Here is a 15,918-nt window from a genome sequence, read left to right on the forward strand (position 1 = left end):
GGCATTCAGTGCGCGGAACTGGTGCGGCGTCAGATCGAACGGTGCGAGCTGCAGCATCCAGCGCTTCCGAAGCCCGCGGAACACCGCATGCATCAAATCTCCCAGGGCCGCCGGGTCGGCGGAGGTGTTCATCATGAATCCAGTCTAACCATTTCGCGGTAACCACATAGTGAGGTAACCTCTGTATTGGCTGCCGCGTACATCACCGGGCAGCATCAGGAGGACCCTTGTCTATATCAGAAATCCCGACCCCCGGCATCGCGAGCGGCGGAGGGGGCGGCCGCGGAGGCCGCGGACCCGCGAAGCTCAACCCGGCGGACAAAAAGCAGCTCAGGAAGCACCCCGTTTCCCTCACCCGCATCGCCGCGCTGTTCGCGCCGCACAAGGGAACCATCGCCGTCGTCGTCCTGCTCATCACAGCGGCGTCGGTGGTGGGCCTGGCCCAGCCGTTCCTGGTGCGCGCCGTGATCGACGACGCGCTGCCCAACGGCAATCTCCGCCTGCTGGCCTTCCTCACCGCTGCCATGGTGGGTGTTGCCGCCGTGACCTCCGCGATCGGCGTGGTGCAGACCTGGCTGGCCACGGCCATGGGGCAGCGCGTCATGCACACCCTGCGCGTGAACCTTTTCAAGCACCTGCAGTCCCAGTCGCTGGGCTTCTTCACCCGGACACGGGGCGGCGAAGTCCAGTCCCGGCTCACCCACGACATTTCCGGCATGCAGTCAGTGGTCACCACCACCGCCACCGGAGTTGCCTCCAACCTCACGACGGCGGTAGCCACCGCGGTGGCGATGGCTGCCCTCTCCCCCGGGCTGAGCCTGATCTCGCTGGTGGTGCTCCCGCCCGCCATCTGGCTGTCGCGCCGCGTCGCGAAAATCCGCCGTGAGGTCACTGACGAACGCCAGCGCGAACTCGCCGCCCTGCACACCCAGGTGGAGGAAGGCCTCTCCGTTTCCGGCGTGCGCCTGGCCAAGACGCTGGGCACCATTCCCCGCGACGCCGACCGGTTCACCGCCCGCTCGGAAAAGCTGGTGGGGCTGGAACTGCGCAGCCAGCTCGCCGGACGCTGGCGGATGGCCACCATGCAGATTGTCTTCGCAGCCATTCCGGCCGTGATCTATCTCGCCGCAGGTTTCCCCGCAACGGGCGGCGGCATGACCATCGGCACCCTGGTGGCCTTCACCGCCCTGCAGGGCACCATCTTCAGGCCGGTAATGGGCCTGCTGAACATCGGCGTTCAGTGGGTAACCGCGCTGGCGTTCTTTTCCCGGATCTTCGAATATCTGGATCTGGTGCCGGCCATCAAGCCACCGGAGCATCCGGTCCGGCTGGACCCCGCCGCTGTGCGCGGCGAAGTCCGGTTTGAAGGTGTGCGGTTCGCCTACGACGGCGGCCCGGACGTATTGCGCGGCATTGACCTGACGCTGCCCCCGGGCACCGCCACCGCCGTCGTCGGAGCCACCGGTTCGGGCAAGAGCACCCTGGCGTCGCTGCTGCCGCGGCTCAACGACGCCGGTGCCGGACGCGTCACGATCGACGGCGTGGACCTGCGGGAGATTGCGCCCGAGGATCTCGCCAGGATTGTCGGCGTGGTGTCACAGGAGACCTACCTGATTCACGCGTCCGTCCGCGAAAACCTGCTGTTGGCCGCTCCCGAAGCTTCGGATGAACAGCTCTGGCGGGCCCTGGCGTCGGCCCGGATCGCAGACGCCATCGGCGCCCTGCCCGAGGGTCTGGACACGCTGGTAGGCGCACGAGGGCACCGTTTTTCAGGCGGCGAGCAGCAGCGCCTGGCAATAGCCCGCACCATCCTGCGCAATCCTCCGGTGCTGGTGCTGGACGAAGCCACCTCGGCCCTGGACAACACCACCGAGGCGCAGGTCCAGGCCGCCCTGGAGCAGCTGTCCGCCGGCCGGACCACGCTGACCATCGCACACCGGTTGTCTACGGTGGAAAACGCGGACCAGGTGGTGGTGCTCGACGCCGGCGGGATCGTCGAGCGGGGCACTCCCGCACACCTGCGGGAAGCGGGAGGCGCGTTTGCCCGGCTGGCTGCCCGGAGTGCCGCTACTCCTGCTGCAGGGACTGGAATCCTTCAATGAGGGTCCAGGCTATGGAGGCATATTCACGGATATCCATTGATGGACTGATGAACTCGCCGTTATGGGCCAGGAAGTTCCTCAGTAACCGGAGCTGATCGACGCTGTCAGCGATGTATCTGGGGGTGCCGGAATTCCTCAGGGCCCGAATAAGGTCATGCCCCTTTAGCGAAGCATTGGGCTCTTTCAGTTTCACCCATCCCTGGGCGGCATATTCCACCTCGGAATAGGCTTCTTTGACCGCAGCTGCCGGGGAGACCGCGTCTGCAATGTCCTGCAGTCTATTGACCCACGTTGCCCACTTTGAGGTTCCAGCCTTCAAAGTGGCCTCGCTTGAGTCTGCCTGTTTCATTCTCTCGATGGCGTCAATCCAGTTTGCGGCCATCTCGGCGTAGGCCGCGTGCCGCGGGTCGGCCAATCCACCCGCTGCAGAATCTGCCGGGTGGGCGAATTCCCTTCGGATATCCGGACCGTGATTCTCCGGGGTGCCGTTGTCCCCCCTCACGAGTTTTGGCTTTTCCTCGCAGGAACTGCCGGCGGACGCAGAAGCTGATGCGCGGATATGCCGTTCGGCGGAAGAGGCTTCGGCTGCTCCTTCCGTCAGCGTCACGATGGTTTCTTCCACCTGGTCGCGGAAAAACTTGACCCCGCCCAGGGGAGAGGACACTTCTTTGAGTTCCGCTATCCGCTCCGACAGCGCCAGGACAAGGCTGATAACCGGCTTCTTATAGAGAAACAGAAGCACGACGACGGCTGCCGGCCATGCCAGCAAAGAGACCAGACTAGTGATGAAGACAAGCCATTCAGCGGTCATAACTTCCCCCTGCCTCAGCTATCCGGCATTGCTGCACTATCTGTGCGCAACGCCGGTTATCTGCCGCCCGACCTGGCTCCTATTATCCTTTCCAGCGGATGAATAAACAGGGTCCATGGCCATATTCAAGGGTTTTTACTACATGTTTTGACTCTCCCTATTGGAGCAGCCAATCATTGAAGCCCCTAAACACAGCCCCGGAGGAATTACTGCTATGCCTGGCAGAGGCAAAACGGGTGCCCGGCCGGATCCAGGAAAACCCGGAAGCTTGTGCCCGGCTGGTACGAATGCTTTGTGGCGCCGAGCTGCAGCACCGCGGTCTCAGCCTCGTCCAGGTCATCAACGTCCACGTCAATATGCGCCTGCTGGGGAATGTCCTGTTGCGGCCAGACGGGCGCAGTGTAATTCTCCACCTGCTGGAAGCAATAGCGCTGGCCGGTGACATCGGTAATATCGGTCCAGGGTCCGTCGGGTTCCTCCTCGTGCAGGTTCACCTGCCAGTCCAGCAGGGCGCCGTAGAAGGTGGCGAGTGCCGCGGGATCCGGGCAGTCAATGACAGTGGTGGGAGTGCGTGCGATGGCCATGGAAGGAAAGATAGGCCTCCGGCCTGTTTCTGGCAAGATGGATTCATGAAGACATCCCGCGCCGACACCGCTGCCGACGAAGGCTTCTTTCCCTGGCCGCGTGAGGTGCCCAGAGAATGGATCCTGCGGGCACATCCAATCATCCTTATGGTTTCGGCACTGGTGCTGTTCCATCAGTTTGCTCCGCTGCCCAGCAGCCCCATGGGCCTGGTGAGTGAGTTCTTTGTCCTGAGCACCGCTTTCTCCCTGCTGTCCGCCCGGGGCCGCAAAAAAACCCAGAACGCCGGCGGTCCGGACGGGCCCCAAAGCGGTTCGGAGCGCCCGGCGGAATAGGACCCGCCGCATCCGGCTGCGGAACTTCCGGACCACCAGACAGAACAAGCCGGACCCCGCAGGGTCCGGCTTGTTCTCTGTCCGGGGTGCCTTTAGGCGGCATCTCCCGGATCTTCGGAGCTGCGCAGCCGCGAAAGATACCCGGCAAACTGGTGCAGCTCGCCGGCAGACCAGGAGTCCAGGACATGGTTGTCCAGCATGATGCCCGTCTGGACTGCGGCTACCCGCTCCTCAGCCGCCGGTGTCAGCACCAGCACACGGGCACGGCCGTCCCGGGGATCGGCCTGCACCTCAATCAGCCCAAGCTCTTCGAGCTGCCGTGACTGCCGGCTGATGATGCTTTTGTCCACCATCAGCAGGTCCGCCGCGGCCCCGGAATGGAGCGGACCCTCCCGCTTGAGCAGCTGGAGCATTTTCAGGCCGAACAGGGGCAGGGCCGGATTGATGCCTTTGGCGGCGTCCCGCATCCGGCTGCGGACGGTGTCTGCGAGCAGCCGCAGGTTTTCCTCCACCTCATGCAGCGCCTGGGACCGCGCCGGTTCCCGCTCAGTCACCGGGACTGATGCTCCGGGTTGGCAGTCCTGACCGGAGAGACAGGATCCACCAGCGCTACGGAGCCGGTCGCCACATCCGCCAGAGCAAGTTCGGCCGCCGAGGGGGCAGGCGAAGTATCCTGCCTGCCCGGAGCTGCAGAAGCTGCCGCCTTCTTCAGCTGGACGGCATTCTGGCGTCCCAGGCTGGCGTTGGGAATGAAGATGACCGCCAGCAGCGTGACAACGGCCAGCGGCACGCTGTACAGGAAGACCGATCCGACGCCGACGCCGTAAGCAGTCTCGACCAGCACGGCGATGGCATCAGGCAGTTCGGACACCTTGGGGATGGATCCGCTGCCCAGGGCTGCGGCTGCCGCAGCCTGGTCAGCCGGCGCCAAGGCGCTAATGCCGTCCTTGATCTCGGAGGCAACAATGGTTCCCAGCACCGAACCCAGCACGGAAACACCCACGGTGCCGCCGAGGCTGCGGAAGAAGGTCACCGCGCTGGTAGCCACACCGAGGTTCTTCACCTCAATGGAGTTCTGCACCACGAGCACCAGGTTCTGCATGAGCATGCCCAGGCCTGCACCCAGAACAGCCATGTAGATGCCCACCAGCACCAGGTTGGTGTCATAGGCCAGGGTGCCCAGCAGGACGGAACCAAGGACGGTGAGCACAGCCCCGGAAATCATCACAGCCTTCCACTTGCCGGTGCGGCTGATGATCGTTCCGAACAGCGTGGAGGAGATCAGCAGGCCAGCCATCATGGGGATGGTCAGCAGGCCGGACTCGGTGGGCGTTGCCCCGCGGGCCAGCTGCATGTACTGGGCCAGGAATACGGAGGTGCCGAACATGGACACTCCCACGGAAATGCTGGCCACGACGGCAAGCGTGAAGGTGCGGTTCTTGAACATGGACAGCGGAATGATGGGTTCCGGGGACTTGAATTCCACCAGGACGGCAGCGATCAGCAGCACGGCGGATCCGGCGACCATCAGCCAGGAAGCCAGGGAGGCCCAGCCGAACTGGTTGCCCGCCAGCGTCACCCAGATCATCAGCAGCGAGACGCCGCCGGCAATCAGGACGGCACCCAAATAGTCAATGTGGACCTTGCGCTTGGCGTGCTTGGGCAGGTGCAGGGTCACCTGCAGCAGGATGATGGCAACCACCGCCACCGGCAGGGCAATGAAGAAGTTCCAGCGCCATCCGAAGGCATCCGTGACAACCCCGCCCAGCAGCGGTCCGCCCACTGTGCCCACCGCCATCACGGCGCCGAAGAGTCCGGCGTACTTTCCGCGGTCGCGCGGGCTGATGATGTCAGCCATGATGATCTGGCTCAGCGCGGCAAGACCACCGGCGCCCAGACCCTGCAGCACGCGGAAGACAATCAGCGTGTTGGTGTCCTGGGAGAAGCCGGCCAGAGCCGAGCCGAGCACAAAGATGCCCAGTGCGAGCTGGATCAGCAGCTTGCGGTTGAACAGGTCGGCAAACTTGCCCCACAACGGCGTGGACACCGTTGTGGCCAGCAGCGTACCGGTCACCACCCAGGTGTAGGCGGACTGGTTGCCGTCAAGGTCCGAGATGATCAGCGGCAGGGAGGTAGAGACCACCGTGCCCGCCAGAATGGAGACAAACATGCCAAGGAGCAGGCCGGAAAGGGCTTCCAGCACCTGCTTATGAGTCATGGTCCCGTCCGGGGAGGCGGCCCGCTTGGGTGCCTTGGCCTGCTTCTCGGACTTCTTTTTGGGTGGACGTGCTTCGGGGGACATCAGGCTCCTGCTAATAGTTGATTAGCGTCAACTATATAAGTAATTGCCCTTAGTCAACTAGTTTCGTGGCGCATCACACACACTGACGGCTGCGCCGGGCTCAGGTGACGTCGCCGTGAAGGTGTATGACGACCCGTGACGCACGGAGACGCCCCTGCAGTTAGAAACGGTCATCACCGGGCAGTACGCGGATCCATGGGCTAGCTTTTCCTTAACCATCCCGAGCGGCCGAGAGACCTGGATCGACGACGCCGCAGCAACCCTCCCCGCCCAGCAGCGGGGAACGGTGCTACTGCCAGGACCGATGGAGAAGCTGCGCGCTTTCGTTGGTCAGCTTCGCCCTGCCCCGGCACGGCGAAGCTGCCTCCGGCGAACCTGCGCCGCCCTCCGCCGGGCGATGATTCAGGAGCCTGACGTGAGCACAACAAGACCTTTGAGAGCATTTCCCCCTCTACCCCGTATCCTCGCCGGCCTCGCGGCAGGAGCCACCCTGGCCACTGCCCTTGCAGGCTGCGGCTGGCAGGCCGCAGCCGGCGGCAGCGACACCTTTGTTTTTGCCACCGGTAAGGACATCTCCTGCTTGGATCCCCATGTGAACGGCGACATGCCGCAGGCATCCATTGCCGCGAATTATCTGGATTCCCTCGTGTCGCAGGACAGCGGGGGCGCCATCCGTCCCTGGCTGGCCACCGCGTGGTCCGTGTCCGGTGACGGCCTCACTTACACCTTCACGGTGCGCGACGACGTCTGGTTCACTGACGGGACACAACTCACCGCCGAAGCGGTTAAGGCAAACCTGGACCACATGGTTGATCCGGACACACAGTCCGGCACCGCCGGCGGGTACCTCAAACCCTACGAGTCCACGCACGTGGTGGATCCGACCACCGCCGTCGTGACCCTGAACCGCCCCTATGCCGCCTTCCTGGAAGTACTTGCACAGCCCTTCCTCGGCATCCAGTCCCCGGCGGCCCTGAAGCGGCCGCAGGTGGAAAACTGCCACTCGCCGGTGGGATCCGGCCCCTTTAAGATCCTTGACTACGTTCCGCAGTCCAAGGTCACCCTGGTCCGCAACGAAGACTACAACTCGGCCCCGCCCTACGCGCAGCATGACGGTCCGGCGCATATCGAGAAGGTCGAATGGCGCATTGTTCCCGAAGACTCCACCCGGTACGGCATGCTGCGGGCAGGCCAGGTGGATGCCCTGGACCTGATGCCGGCGGTCCATTTCGCCGAAGCGGAAGCAGACAGCAACGTGGAACTGACCCTGCGTGACCGGCCCGGAAACCCTACCAACCTCATCCTCAACACCACCCGCGCTCCCTTTGACGATCTCAGCGTCCGTAAGGCGTTCCTGCACAGTGCTTATGTGGACGCAGGCATCAACAGCGTCTACTTCGGCACCGTGACCCGGGCCGGCGGGCCGCTCAGCTCCACCACCGGTTTCTACTCCCCCGATTTTGAGCACGTGTATGATCCGGACCCCGCCGAAGCAGCACGCCTGCTGGACGATGCCGGCTGGACCGAGCATGACGCCGAAGGGTACCGGGTGAGAGACGGCGAGCGCCTGACCGTTCACTTCCCGTACACCCCCGGCGCCTGGCCCGCTGCGCACCAGGCACTGGTCACCCAAATCCAGGCGACCGCAAAACAGGCCGGCTTCGAGGTGCTGATCGAGAACGGCGATGCAGCAACCGTCAGCGGACTCGGCAACACCTTTGACTACGATCTCCGCGCAGATTACTGGAATACCAACACTGCCGATGTGCTGCGCATTGTCTTCTCCTCTGAATACACAAAGTCAGCCGGCTTTGTTGCCAACGGGTCGGGCTTTCAGAACCCCGGGCTGGACTCAATCCTGAACGCAGCGCTTGCCACTGACGATGCCGCCGTCCGGAAGGACCTTTACCACCGGGCCCAGCGGATCGTCAGCGACAACGCCCTCCAGCTGCCGCTCTATAACCAGGCCAGCCACGTGGCGCTGCGCAGTGACCGGTGGGCAAACCTCACCCTTGAACCGAGCCTTTCCCTCCCCTACCTCTACGACGTCACGGCGGTGGATCCCCAATGAGCACCCAGTCCCTTGATTCCCTCAACACGGCACCGCGCACAACGGTATCCCCCGGCATGACCGGCCGACTGCTGGTCAGACGGGCCGCCGGCAGCATCTTTGTCCTCTGGGCGGCCCTCACCCTTACGTTCTTTGTCCTGCACCTCACCCCCGGCGATCCGGTAACGGCGATCCTCGGGGGTGCCGGATCCTCCCCGTCCGCCGAGACGGTAGCAGCCGTTAAGGCCGAGTACGGCCTGGACCAACCCGTTGTCCTGCAGTACCTCACCTATCTGGGCAACCTGATCACCGGGGACTTTGGCGTGTCCTACATTTTCAAGGTTCCCGTCACCGAAGTCCTCGGCCCGCAGATCCTTCCCACCCTGCAGCTCTCCGGCCTTGCCCTGACCTTCGCCTGGACCATCGCGCTGGCCTTCACCCTCCTCACGGTGGGACGCGGCCGCCTGCTCGACGGCGCCGGCCGGGCCCTGGAAGTGTTCTTCGCTTCGCTTCCCCCGTTCTGGGTGGGCATCATGCTGGCGGTTGTCTTCGCCGTCATCCTGGGCTGGTTCCCGGTCGCCGGAGACGACGGCTTCGCGTCGCTGGTCCTGCCGGCGCTCTCACTGGCCCTCCCCCTGTCCGGGTTCATCGCCCAGGTCACCCGGTCCTCCTTTGAAGAGGCACTGGCCCAGCCGTTCATCCTCAGCGCCCGCGCCCGGGGACTGAGTGACTCCGCTGTGCGGCTAACACATGCCCTGCGGCACGCCATCCTGCCCGGACTCACGCTTTCCGCTTGGGCCGTGGGCTCACTGGTCAGTTCCGCCGTCGTTGCCGAGATCATTTTTGCCCGCGCCGGACTGGGGCGTTCGCTTGTGGACGCCATCATCAACCGCGACATGCCGGTAACCCTGGCCGTGGTCTTCATCATTGCCGCCGTCTACATCATCGTGAACCTCGCCGTGGATCTCCTTTACCGCGTGGTGGATCCCCGCACCAGCCCGACAGGAAGTGCAGCATGAGCACCCTTGCCAGCCCCGCCCCGGCGGCACAGAAACCATCAAAAGCACTGCCCGCCGGGAGCGGTGCGCGCAGCATCCGGCTGGTCCGCAGCACCCCCGCCGGCGTGTGGGTGGCCGGCGCACTTTTGCTCTTCCTGGTGCTCGCCGCCGTCGCTCCATCCCTGTTCCTGCGGCAGGACCCCTACGAGATTGACCCGGCCAACGCCTTCCAGGCGCCGGGCGCCGCCCAACTGTTCGGCACCGACCAAAACGGCCGCGACATCTTTTCCCGGGTGATCGCCGGGACCGGACAGTCATTACTTCTGGGGTTGGCTGCCACAGCCATCGGACTGCTCCTGGGCGGGGCACTGGGCATTACCGCCGGAGTGTCCGGCAAACGGGTCGACTCGGCAATCTGCCGCTTCGTGGAAATCCTCTTTGCTTTCCCAGGCCTGCTGCTGGCCCTGATCGTGATCGCAGTGTCCGGCACCGGCGTCGTCAGCGCCGCTGTTGCCGTGGGAATCGGATCCGCCCCCGGCTACGCGCGGATGCTCCGCACCCAAACGCTGCAGGTGGTGGCCGCTCCCTATGTGGAAACAGCCCTCGCCCTGGGCCGGCCACGCTCCCACATCCTGCGGCACACCATCATCCCCAATGTGGCGCGCCCGCTGTTTGTCCTCGTCACGCTCGGAATCGGCCAGTCCATTGTCTGGGCGTCCTCCCTCAGTTTCCTCGGACTGGGGGCACAGCCGCCGGCAGCCGAATGGGGCGCAATGCTCGCCGACGGGCGCAACTACCTACAGATCGCCTGGTGGATTGCCGCGTTCCCCGGACTGTTCATCACTCTCGCAGCCCTGACCACCACGGTGGCGGGCCATCATCTCCAGCGCCGACTCGAAGCAGAGGTCTGACCATGACACCGAATACCCCGCAGCGGCCGCTGCTCGCGATGGACAACCTGACAGTCTCCTTTTCCACCCCGCGGGGAACCGTTGACGTTGTCCGCGGTGTTTCGCTGGCCCTCGCCCCCGGAAAGGCGCTGGCCCTGGTGGGTGAATCGGGTTCCGGCAAAACCGTCACGGCCCGCACGCTCGCGGGCCTCAACGCTCCCAACGCCCTGGTGTCAGCGGACCGCCTGGAAGTCCTGGGGCACAACGCAGCCCGGCTTTCCGAACGTCAATGGCGCAGGCTGCGGGGCCGGCAGATCGGCTACGTGCTCCAGGATGCCCTGGTGTCCCTTGACCCGCTCCGCACGGTGGGCCAGGAAGTTGATGAGGCACTGCGCGCCCACGGCGTGCACGGACGGGATGAACGCCGGAAGCGGGTCCTTGCCGCCCTGCGTGCCGCCGGCATCACCGATCCCGTGGTCCGGGCCGGGCAGCGCTCCGGCGAACTCTCCGGCGGGCTGCGGCAGCGCGCGCTGATTGCGCAGGCCACCGTCCTCAACCCGCAGCTGGTGATTGCCGATGAATCAACCACCGCACTGGATGCCACCGTGCAGGCCCAGATCCTTGATTTGCTGGAGGGGCTGAAGGAACAGGGGCGCGGGTTGATCTTCATCTCCCATGACCTCGCCGTTGTCAGCCGGCTGGCCGATGAAATTGCCGTCATGCAGCACGGACGGATTGTCGAGTCAGGGCGGACGGCTGAAGTGCTGGGCAACCCGCGCCACGAGTACACCCAACAGCTGATCGATGCCGTCCCCTCCGGCCGCGGCAGGGGCACCCGGCTCTCCGCCCTTCCCCCGCTGGCTGCATCCGCACGCCCGGCACGGCCCTCGGAGTTTTCCCCGGATGCTCCGGCGCTCGAAGCCAGCCATCTCGTCAAGGCCTACACGGCTCCGGACGGCACCTCCCGCACAGTGGTCGATGATGTCTCCTTTACCCTGCCGGCCGGCAAAACCCTGGGCATTGTGGGCGAGTCCGGATCGGGGAAGTCCACGACGGCGCGCATCGTGCTGGGACTCACGGAACCGGATGCTGGGACGGTCCGGCTCGGCGGACTGCCGTGGGCGGGGAACCTGCAGGGAGTGCCGGTGCCCGAAGAGATGCGGCGTCCGCACCGGCGGGACATCCAGTTGGTGAACCAGGACCCGCTGAGCTCCTTCGACCCGCGCTTCAGTGTGGAACGGGTCATTACCGATGCCTTGGCAGCCGGGGGCCCCGGTACGCCCGGTGAACGCCGGGACCGCTCTGCGGAACTCCTAGGGCAGGTGGGGCTGCCCCTGGACCTGATTCACCGGCAGCCGCTCACCCTTTCCGGCGGGCAGCGCCAGCGCGTGGCGATCGCCCGCGCCCTTGCGCTCGAGCCCCGTGTGCTGCTGCTCGATGAACCGGTGTCCGCGCTGGATGTGTCCATCCAGGCGCAGGTCCTGGATCTCCTCGCGGACCTGCAGGAACAGCTCGGGCTGAGCTACCTGTTCATCAGCCACGACCTCGGCGTGATCCACCATGTCAGCGACGACGTCCTGGTAATGAAGGACGGCCGCGTCATGGAATCCGGCAGCGCCGCTTCGCTTTTCGCCTTTCCGGCAACCAGTTACACCAGAGCCCTGCTCGCTGCCGTTCCCCGGATGCCTGCGCGCCGCCCCGCTACCGACCTGCACGCATGATTTCCGTTAGTACCCTCCCGAAAGGACCCCTGTCATGACCATCGAGATTCCGGCTTCCGCCGCCCCCGGCTATGCCGATGTGGCGGCCCGGTTCCGTCCGCTGTTTGCCGACATCGCGCGGGGCGCAGCCAGGCGGGAAAGCGGACGCATCCTGCTGCACGAGGAAATCCGCCTGCTGGCTGAAGCCGGCTTCACGTCCCTGCGGGTTCCCGCTGGGCTTGGCGGCGGAGGGGTGTCCGCCCCGGACTTTTTCCGGCTGCTCATTGAACTGGCGGCGGCTGAATCAAACCTGGCCCAGGCCCTGCGCTGCCACATCGCCTTCGTGGAAGACCTGCTCTACTCCGGAAACATAACATGGCTTCGCCGGATCGCGGACGGCGCGGTGGTGGGCAATGCCTGGACCGAAAGCGGACCGGTCCCCGTAGGCGGGGTCAGCACCACTATCACGGCGGACGGTGCCGGGTACCGGGTTAACGGCACCAAGTACTACACGACGGGCAGCCTGTACGCGGACTGGATCCAGACGGGGGCCCGCACCGCCGAGGGCGTGGACGTCATCGCCCTGGTCCACCGCGATACTCCGGGCGTTGAGGTGGCCGATGACTGGGACGGTTTTGGCCAGCGGCTGACCGCGAGCGGAACGTCGGTCTTCACCAATGTGTTCGTCCCTGCTGCGGATGTCATCACGGAGGCTGCTCATCCCCCGTACAGCACCGGCGTGTACCAGCTCATCCATGTGGCAACCCTTGCCGGCATAGCCCGCGCGGCCCTCGCGGATGTGGTCTGCGAAGTGCGTCAACGGACCAGGACCTTCAGCAACGGAAACGGCACCCGGCCCAGCGCGGACATCCAGGTGCAGCAGGTGGTGGGGGAAGTGTCGGCGCTGGCCTTCTCTGCCGAAGCTGCTTCCCTCCGGGTCGCTGATCTGGTTCAGGAAGCCTATGAGGCTCGGCACCAACCATCGAGCGAACGCGCAGAAGCCGCCGTCACGGCCGTGGAGTTCGCCTCGTCCCAGGCGCAGATTGTGGTGACCGAGCAGGTCCAGCGGGCTGCTTCCCTTCTGTTCAACGCCCTGGGCGCATCTTCCACCAGTCAGGAGCTGCAGCTGGACCGGCATTGGCGCAATGCCCGGACCATTTCCTCGCACAACCCGGTCATCTACAAGTCACGGATCGTAGGCGACTGGGAAATCAACGGTGCGGTGCCGGACTTCGTGTGGCGGGCAGGTGAGGCTCCTGCCGCTGTCCGGTGACTGGGTGCCCCCGGGAACGCAGGTACCAACGACGACGGCGGCAGCCCCGCCGCCGCCGTCGTTGGTGAGCGCCGCCGTCGTTAGACCGTGGCCGTTACGAAGTCATAGTCCAGGCGCGGCAGGCGCGGGAACCAGGCGTTTTCCCCGGGCCCGCCGATGTTGACCACCATGAATGTCCGCCGGTTCTGCCCGGCGTGGAACTCGGCGTCGATGCCGGCGGCGTCAAAGGCGCCCATAGGGCCGGCAGCCAGCCCGACGGCGCGGACGGCCATGATGAAGTAGGCCGCCTGCATGTGGCCGTTGTTGTTGCCCATGGCGGTGCGGAGCTCGTCCCGGCCGTCAAACATTGCCTTCCGCTCGGCGGCATGCGGAAAGAACACCGGGAACTGCTCGTGCCACTCGGTATCGAAACTCAGCACAGCCACCATGGGCGCCGCAGCGGTTTTCGCCTGGTTTCCCTCAGCCATGTGGCGCACCAGCTTCTCGCGTGCTTCGGACGACTTCACCCAGGTGATGCGCATGGGCTGGATGTTCATTGAGGTGGGTCCGAATTTCGTCAGTTCATAGATGGCTCGGAGCTGCCCGTCCGTAACGGGCTCGTCGGTAAACGTATTTGCCGTCCGTGCTTCAGTGAAGAGCGTATCGAGACTGGTGCTGTCCAGCACGTAGTCGGAAACAGGGTTTTCGCTGCGGATGTCTGTACTCATGGAGAAAGGAACCTTTGCGTCGGAACTATGTGAACAGTTCATACAAACGCATGCGTACCGGTTCTATTCCGCCGGGGACGCGGGGGCTCGTCATGCTGCGTCATCCGGGGGCCGGGCACATGTATTTTGCCCCTCTCGGATCAGGTACCCCGCCCGAGGCTCGGCAGGAAGGGCACCCGCCGGAGTAAAATGGAGACAGTGCCAGGCTCGCGGCTGCGGCGTTCCGTCCGTACGGTTCAGCTGCATCCGTTTTTCGCAAACTGTTCTCCGCCACTCTCCCGGCGAACCGTTGAACCGAGTCTCCCGTTGGCGCACATTGGGTCTTCGGGAGCATTTGAGCCGGGCCTTCAGCTTCTGCCGGAGGTGTCACTTGCCGTTTTTCAAAGGTCAGGTCCTCGTCCATCCCCATCATGGCCCGGCCGTGGTGAGCGCTTTCGAAACCCATCCGCGTCTGCAAAGGGATTGCATGGTCCTTGAAGTGCAGTCCTCCCATCTCATGGTCTGGGTCCCGCTGGATCAGGTTGAGCACGTCGGGCTGCGGCCGGTGCTGGATCAATCCGGACTCGACAACCTGTTCTCCGTCCTCCGGGGAACAGCGGATGAAGAGGACCAGCAATGGTCCCGGCGGTATAAGGACAACACCGAAAAACTGGCAACCGGCGATCCCATGGTGATTGCCGCCGTCGTGCGCAATTTGATGCTGCGCAGCAATTCCCAGGGCCTGTCCCAGGCCGAACGCGAGATGCTTCGCCATGCCCGCCAGCCGCTGTTGACCGAAGTGTCACTGGCTCTGGACATTTCGGAACAGGCCGCCTCGGACATGATCGACGCCGTCTGGTGCGTCGGCACCGAAACCGAGGTGTCCTAGTTTTTGGGCAGCCGCGGCCGGGTTGGCCAACGTCACAACATCCGGTCCCCGTAAAGCTGCTCTCCTGCGGGTAGAAGCTCCTAGACTTAAAAAACTGATTGTTTTTTGCCTGACCTCCGGTTCCATATTGAGCCCGTCTAAGTTCCATCACGGTGATGTAAGTGACAAACGTGCGTGCCGAATCCGCTCTCTCAAGGTCCGCAGCCTCCGTTCGACGCGATGCGCCGACGCCTCCCCGCGGACTGCTCATCGAGTGGGATCCGGCGACCTACAGGAGAACACTCGACCGGTTTGCCAAAGACCAGCAGATCGCTGTCCCCTCCCGGGAAAAGGAGGCAGGCTCTCCCTTTGGCTTCCGCCTCCGGGTCCTGGATGCGGATGTTCCCACGCCCGTTATGATGCACCCGCGATGGGATCAGGCGCTGACAGGTTTTGTCAGGGAACAGGCCAGGGGCCTGCCGCTGAACGCCGGAAATCGAAACTACAAGGACCGCAATCCGAAGTGTGAGGTGGCCATAGCCCTTACACCCCTGCGCGTGCTGGCCGGGGAACGGTCCATCGACGATCTTCAGGCCATCGCTGACGGGCTGGAGCTGCCCTGGCTGCGCTCCTATCTTTCCTTCCGGCATGAGACGGTCATCCATTCCGTACTGCGCATGTCGCCGCAGGAAACCACAGCTGCCCTTCGGGAAACAGCCGAAGCCGCCGGCCGGATCCGGCACCTTGACGGACCGGCCGGCGAGGCGGTCATCGCAGTGCGGCGGCTGCAGCAGCAATTCCCCCACGACAGGGGGATCCTGCTGGCCGTCTGCATGCAGCTGATGCAGCTGGATCCGGGGCAGGCAGCGGTAATTCCTCCCGGTTGCCTGCATGCCTATCTGTCCGGCCAGGCGGTGCTCGTCATGGGCACCTCGGACAACGCGCTGCACGCCGGATTGACCACCGAGCACGTGGACCTCTGCGAACTGCAGCAGCTGACCGGCGCCGGGCAGCCGCAGCCTGCCGTCCTGCCCGTACTTGACGTCGGTGACGGCGAGCAGCGGATTCCGCTCTGGAGCGACGATCTGGACCTGCGGCGGGTGGTCGTGGGTGAGGATCCAAAGTCCGTCCGTGTGGGCCCCTTCAGCGTAGTGCTGGCCGCGATGGATACTGCGTCCGTCACGGTGGAAGGGGCCACGGCGGAGATGTTGCCCGAATCCAAGATCCTGTACGCCGGGGATCCGGTGACGGCCACCCTTACCGGCCCGGCCCAGATGTTCGTGGCATCGATGCTCTAGCCGGACCGGCCGGCAGACAACCG

14 protein-coding genes and 1 riboswitch are annotated in these 15,918 nt (G+C 64.7%); of the genes, 9 read left to right on the forward strand and 5 right to left on the reverse strand.

All coding sequences use genetic code 11. The features are described from left to right. Positions 1 to 233 precede the first annotated feature (233 nt). Positions 234 to 2,102 carry an ABC transporter ATP-binding protein gene (locus QMA10_RS08350; protein ID WP_290167588.1) on the forward strand — a complete coding sequence of 623 codons (1,869 nt, stop codon included), beginning with the start codon at positions 234 to 236 and terminating at the stop codon, positions 2,100 to 2,102. Here QMA10_RS08350 and QMA10_RS08355 read toward each other — a convergent pair. Both QMA10_RS08355 and QMA10_RS08360 read right to left on the reverse strand, forming a co-directional pair. Next, positions 2,068 to 2,913, reverse strand: coding sequence for a hypothetical protein (locus QMA10_RS08355; protein ID WP_290167452.1), 846 nt, complete (start codon positions 2,911 to 2,913; stop codon positions 2,068 to 2,070). The two genes, QMA10_RS08350 and QMA10_RS08355, sit on opposite strands and share 35 nt — an antisense overlap. 212 nt (positions 2,914 to 3,125) lie before the next feature. After that, positions 3,126 to 3,497: a VOC family protein gene (locus QMA10_RS08360; RefSeq protein ID WP_290167453.1), complete on the reverse strand. Its 372-nt coding sequence runs from the start codon at positions 3,495 to 3,497 to the stop codon at positions 3,126 to 3,128. Positions 3,498 to 3,542: 45 nt separating this feature from the next. On the opposite strand from QMA10_RS08360, the gene QMA10_RS08365 reads away from it, so the two are divergent. Beyond that, positions 3,543 to 3,830 (forward strand): hypothetical protein, encoded by a 288-nt coding sequence (locus tag QMA10_RS08365; protein ID WP_290167454.1) that lies wholly within the window; start codon positions 3,543 to 3,545, stop codon positions 3,828 to 3,830. A gap of 92 nt (positions 3,831 to 3,922) precedes the next feature. On the opposite strand, the gene QMA10_RS08370 is transcribed toward QMA10_RS08365, so the two are convergent. Beyond that, positions 3,923 to 4,384, reverse strand: coding sequence for a MarR family transcriptional regulator (locus QMA10_RS08370; protein WP_290167455.1), 462 nt, complete (start codon positions 4,382 to 4,384; stop codon positions 3,923 to 3,925). Next, positions 4,381 to 6,048: an MDR family MFS transporter gene (locus QMA10_RS08375; protein WP_356834340.1), complete on the reverse strand. Its 1,668-nt coding sequence runs from the start codon at positions 6,046 to 6,048 to the stop codon at positions 4,381 to 4,383. Before QMA10_RS08375 ends, QMA10_RS08370 begins: the two co-directional genes overlap by 4 nt. 296 nt (positions 6,049 to 6,344) lie before the next feature. Next, a riboswitch (SAM riboswitch) is annotated at positions 6,345 to 6,443 on the forward strand. Positions 6,444 to 6,547: 104 nt separating this feature from the next. Here QMA10_RS08375 and QMA10_RS08380 point away from each other — a divergent pair. The 5 genes from QMA10_RS08380 to QMA10_RS08400 are packed head-to-tail and all read left to right on the forward strand — an operon-like array spanning position 6,548 to position 13,043. Beyond that, positions 6,548 to 8,203 (forward strand): ABC transporter substrate-binding protein, encoded by a 1,656-nt coding sequence (locus tag QMA10_RS08380; protein ID WP_290167457.1) that lies wholly within the window; start codon positions 6,548 to 6,550, stop codon positions 8,201 to 8,203. Beyond that, positions 8,200 to 9,201, forward strand: coding sequence for an ABC transporter permease (locus QMA10_RS08385; RefSeq protein ID WP_290167458.1), 1,002 nt, complete (start codon positions 8,200 to 8,202; stop codon positions 9,199 to 9,201). Before QMA10_RS08380 ends, QMA10_RS08385 begins: the two co-directional genes overlap by 4 nt. Beyond that, positions 9,198 to 10,091 carry an ABC transporter permease gene (locus QMA10_RS08390; RefSeq protein ID WP_290167459.1) on the forward strand — a complete coding sequence of 298 codons (894 nt, stop codon included), beginning with the start codon at positions 9,198 to 9,200 and terminating at the stop codon, positions 10,089 to 10,091. Before QMA10_RS08385 ends, QMA10_RS08390 begins: the two co-directional genes overlap by 4 nt. A gap of 2 nt (positions 10,092 to 10,093) precedes the next feature. Continuing rightward, positions 10,094 to 11,791, forward strand: coding sequence for an ABC transporter ATP-binding protein (locus QMA10_RS08395; protein ID WP_290167460.1), 1,698 nt, complete (start codon positions 10,094 to 10,096; stop codon positions 11,789 to 11,791). A gap of 34 nt (positions 11,792 to 11,825) precedes the next feature. Then, the gene (locus tag QMA10_RS08400) at positions 11,826 to 13,043 is read left to right on the forward strand and encodes an acyl-CoA dehydrogenase family protein (RefSeq protein ID WP_290167461.1); all 1,218 of its coding nucleotides are present in this window, start codon (positions 11,826 to 11,828) and stop codon (positions 13,041 to 13,043) included. Positions 13,044 to 13,123: 80 nt separating this feature from the next. Here QMA10_RS08400 and QMA10_RS08405 read toward each other — a convergent pair whose 3' ends face one another. Continuing rightward, complete coding sequence (locus QMA10_RS08405) at positions 13,124 to 13,750, reverse strand: malonic semialdehyde reductase (protein WP_290167462.1); 627 nt, start codon at positions 13,748 to 13,750, stop codon at positions 13,124 to 13,126. On the opposite strand from QMA10_RS08405, the gene QMA10_RS08410 reads away from it, so the two are divergent. Both QMA10_RS08410 and QMA10_RS08415 read left to right on the forward strand, forming a co-directional pair. Further along, entirely contained in the window at positions 13,749 to 14,618 is an 870-nt protein-coding gene (locus tag QMA10_RS08410; RefSeq protein WP_290167463.1) for a CarD family transcriptional regulator, read from the forward strand. The genes QMA10_RS08405 and QMA10_RS08410 overlap by 2 nt on opposite strands. A 161-nt stretch (positions 14,619 to 14,779) precedes the next feature. After that, positions 14,780 to 15,895 (forward strand): type I phosphomannose isomerase catalytic subunit, encoded by a 1,116-nt coding sequence (locus tag QMA10_RS08415; RefSeq protein WP_290167464.1) that lies wholly within the window; start codon positions 14,780 to 14,782, stop codon positions 15,893 to 15,895. Positions 15,896 to 15,918 lie beyond the last annotated feature (23 nt).

The organism is Arthrobacter sp. APC 3897, from assembly GCF_030407495.1.
GTDB lineage: Bacteria > Actinomycetota > Actinomycetes > Actinomycetales > Micrococcaceae > Arthrobacter_B.

Excerpts from the sequence above, each read along its gene's own strand:
- QMA10_RS08355 (WP_290167452.1), bottom strand. The coding sequence starts at position 2,913 with ATGACCGCTGAATGGCTTGTCTTCATCACTAGTCTGGTCTCTTTGCTG.
- QMA10_RS08360 (WP_290167453.1), bottom strand. The coding sequence starts at position 3,497 with ATGGCCATCGCACGCACTCCCACCACTGTCATTGACTGCCCGGATCCC.
- QMA10_RS08365 (WP_290167454.1), top strand. The coding sequence starts at position 3,543 with ATGAAGACATCCCGCGCCGACACCGCTGCCGACGAAGGCTTCTTTCCC.
- QMA10_RS08375 (WP_356834340.1), bottom strand. The coding sequence starts at position 6,048 with ATGACTCATAAGCAGGTGCTGGAAGCCCTTTCCGGCCTGCTCCTTGGC.
- QMA10_RS08385 (WP_290167458.1), top strand. The coding sequence starts at position 8,200 with ATGAGCACCCAGTCCCTTGATTCCCTCAACACGGCACCGCGCACAACG.
- QMA10_RS08390 (WP_290167459.1), top strand. The coding sequence starts at position 9,198 with ATGAGCACCCTTGCCAGCCCCGCCCCGGCGGCACAGAAACCATCAAAA.
- QMA10_RS08395 (WP_290167460.1), top strand. The coding sequence starts at position 10,094 with ATGACACCGAATACCCCGCAGCGGCCGCTGCTCGCGATGGACAACCTG.
- QMA10_RS08400 (WP_290167461.1), top strand. The coding sequence starts at position 11,826 with ATGACCATCGAGATTCCGGCTTCCGCCGCCCCCGGCTATGCCGATGTG.
- QMA10_RS08410 (WP_290167463.1), top strand. The coding sequence starts at position 13,749 with ATGGAGAAAGGAACCTTTGCGTCGGAACTATGTGAACAGTTCATACAA.
- QMA10_RS08405 (WP_290167462.1), bottom strand. The coding sequence starts at position 13,750 with ATGAGTACAGACATCCGCAGCGAAAACCCTGTTTCCGACTACGTGCTG.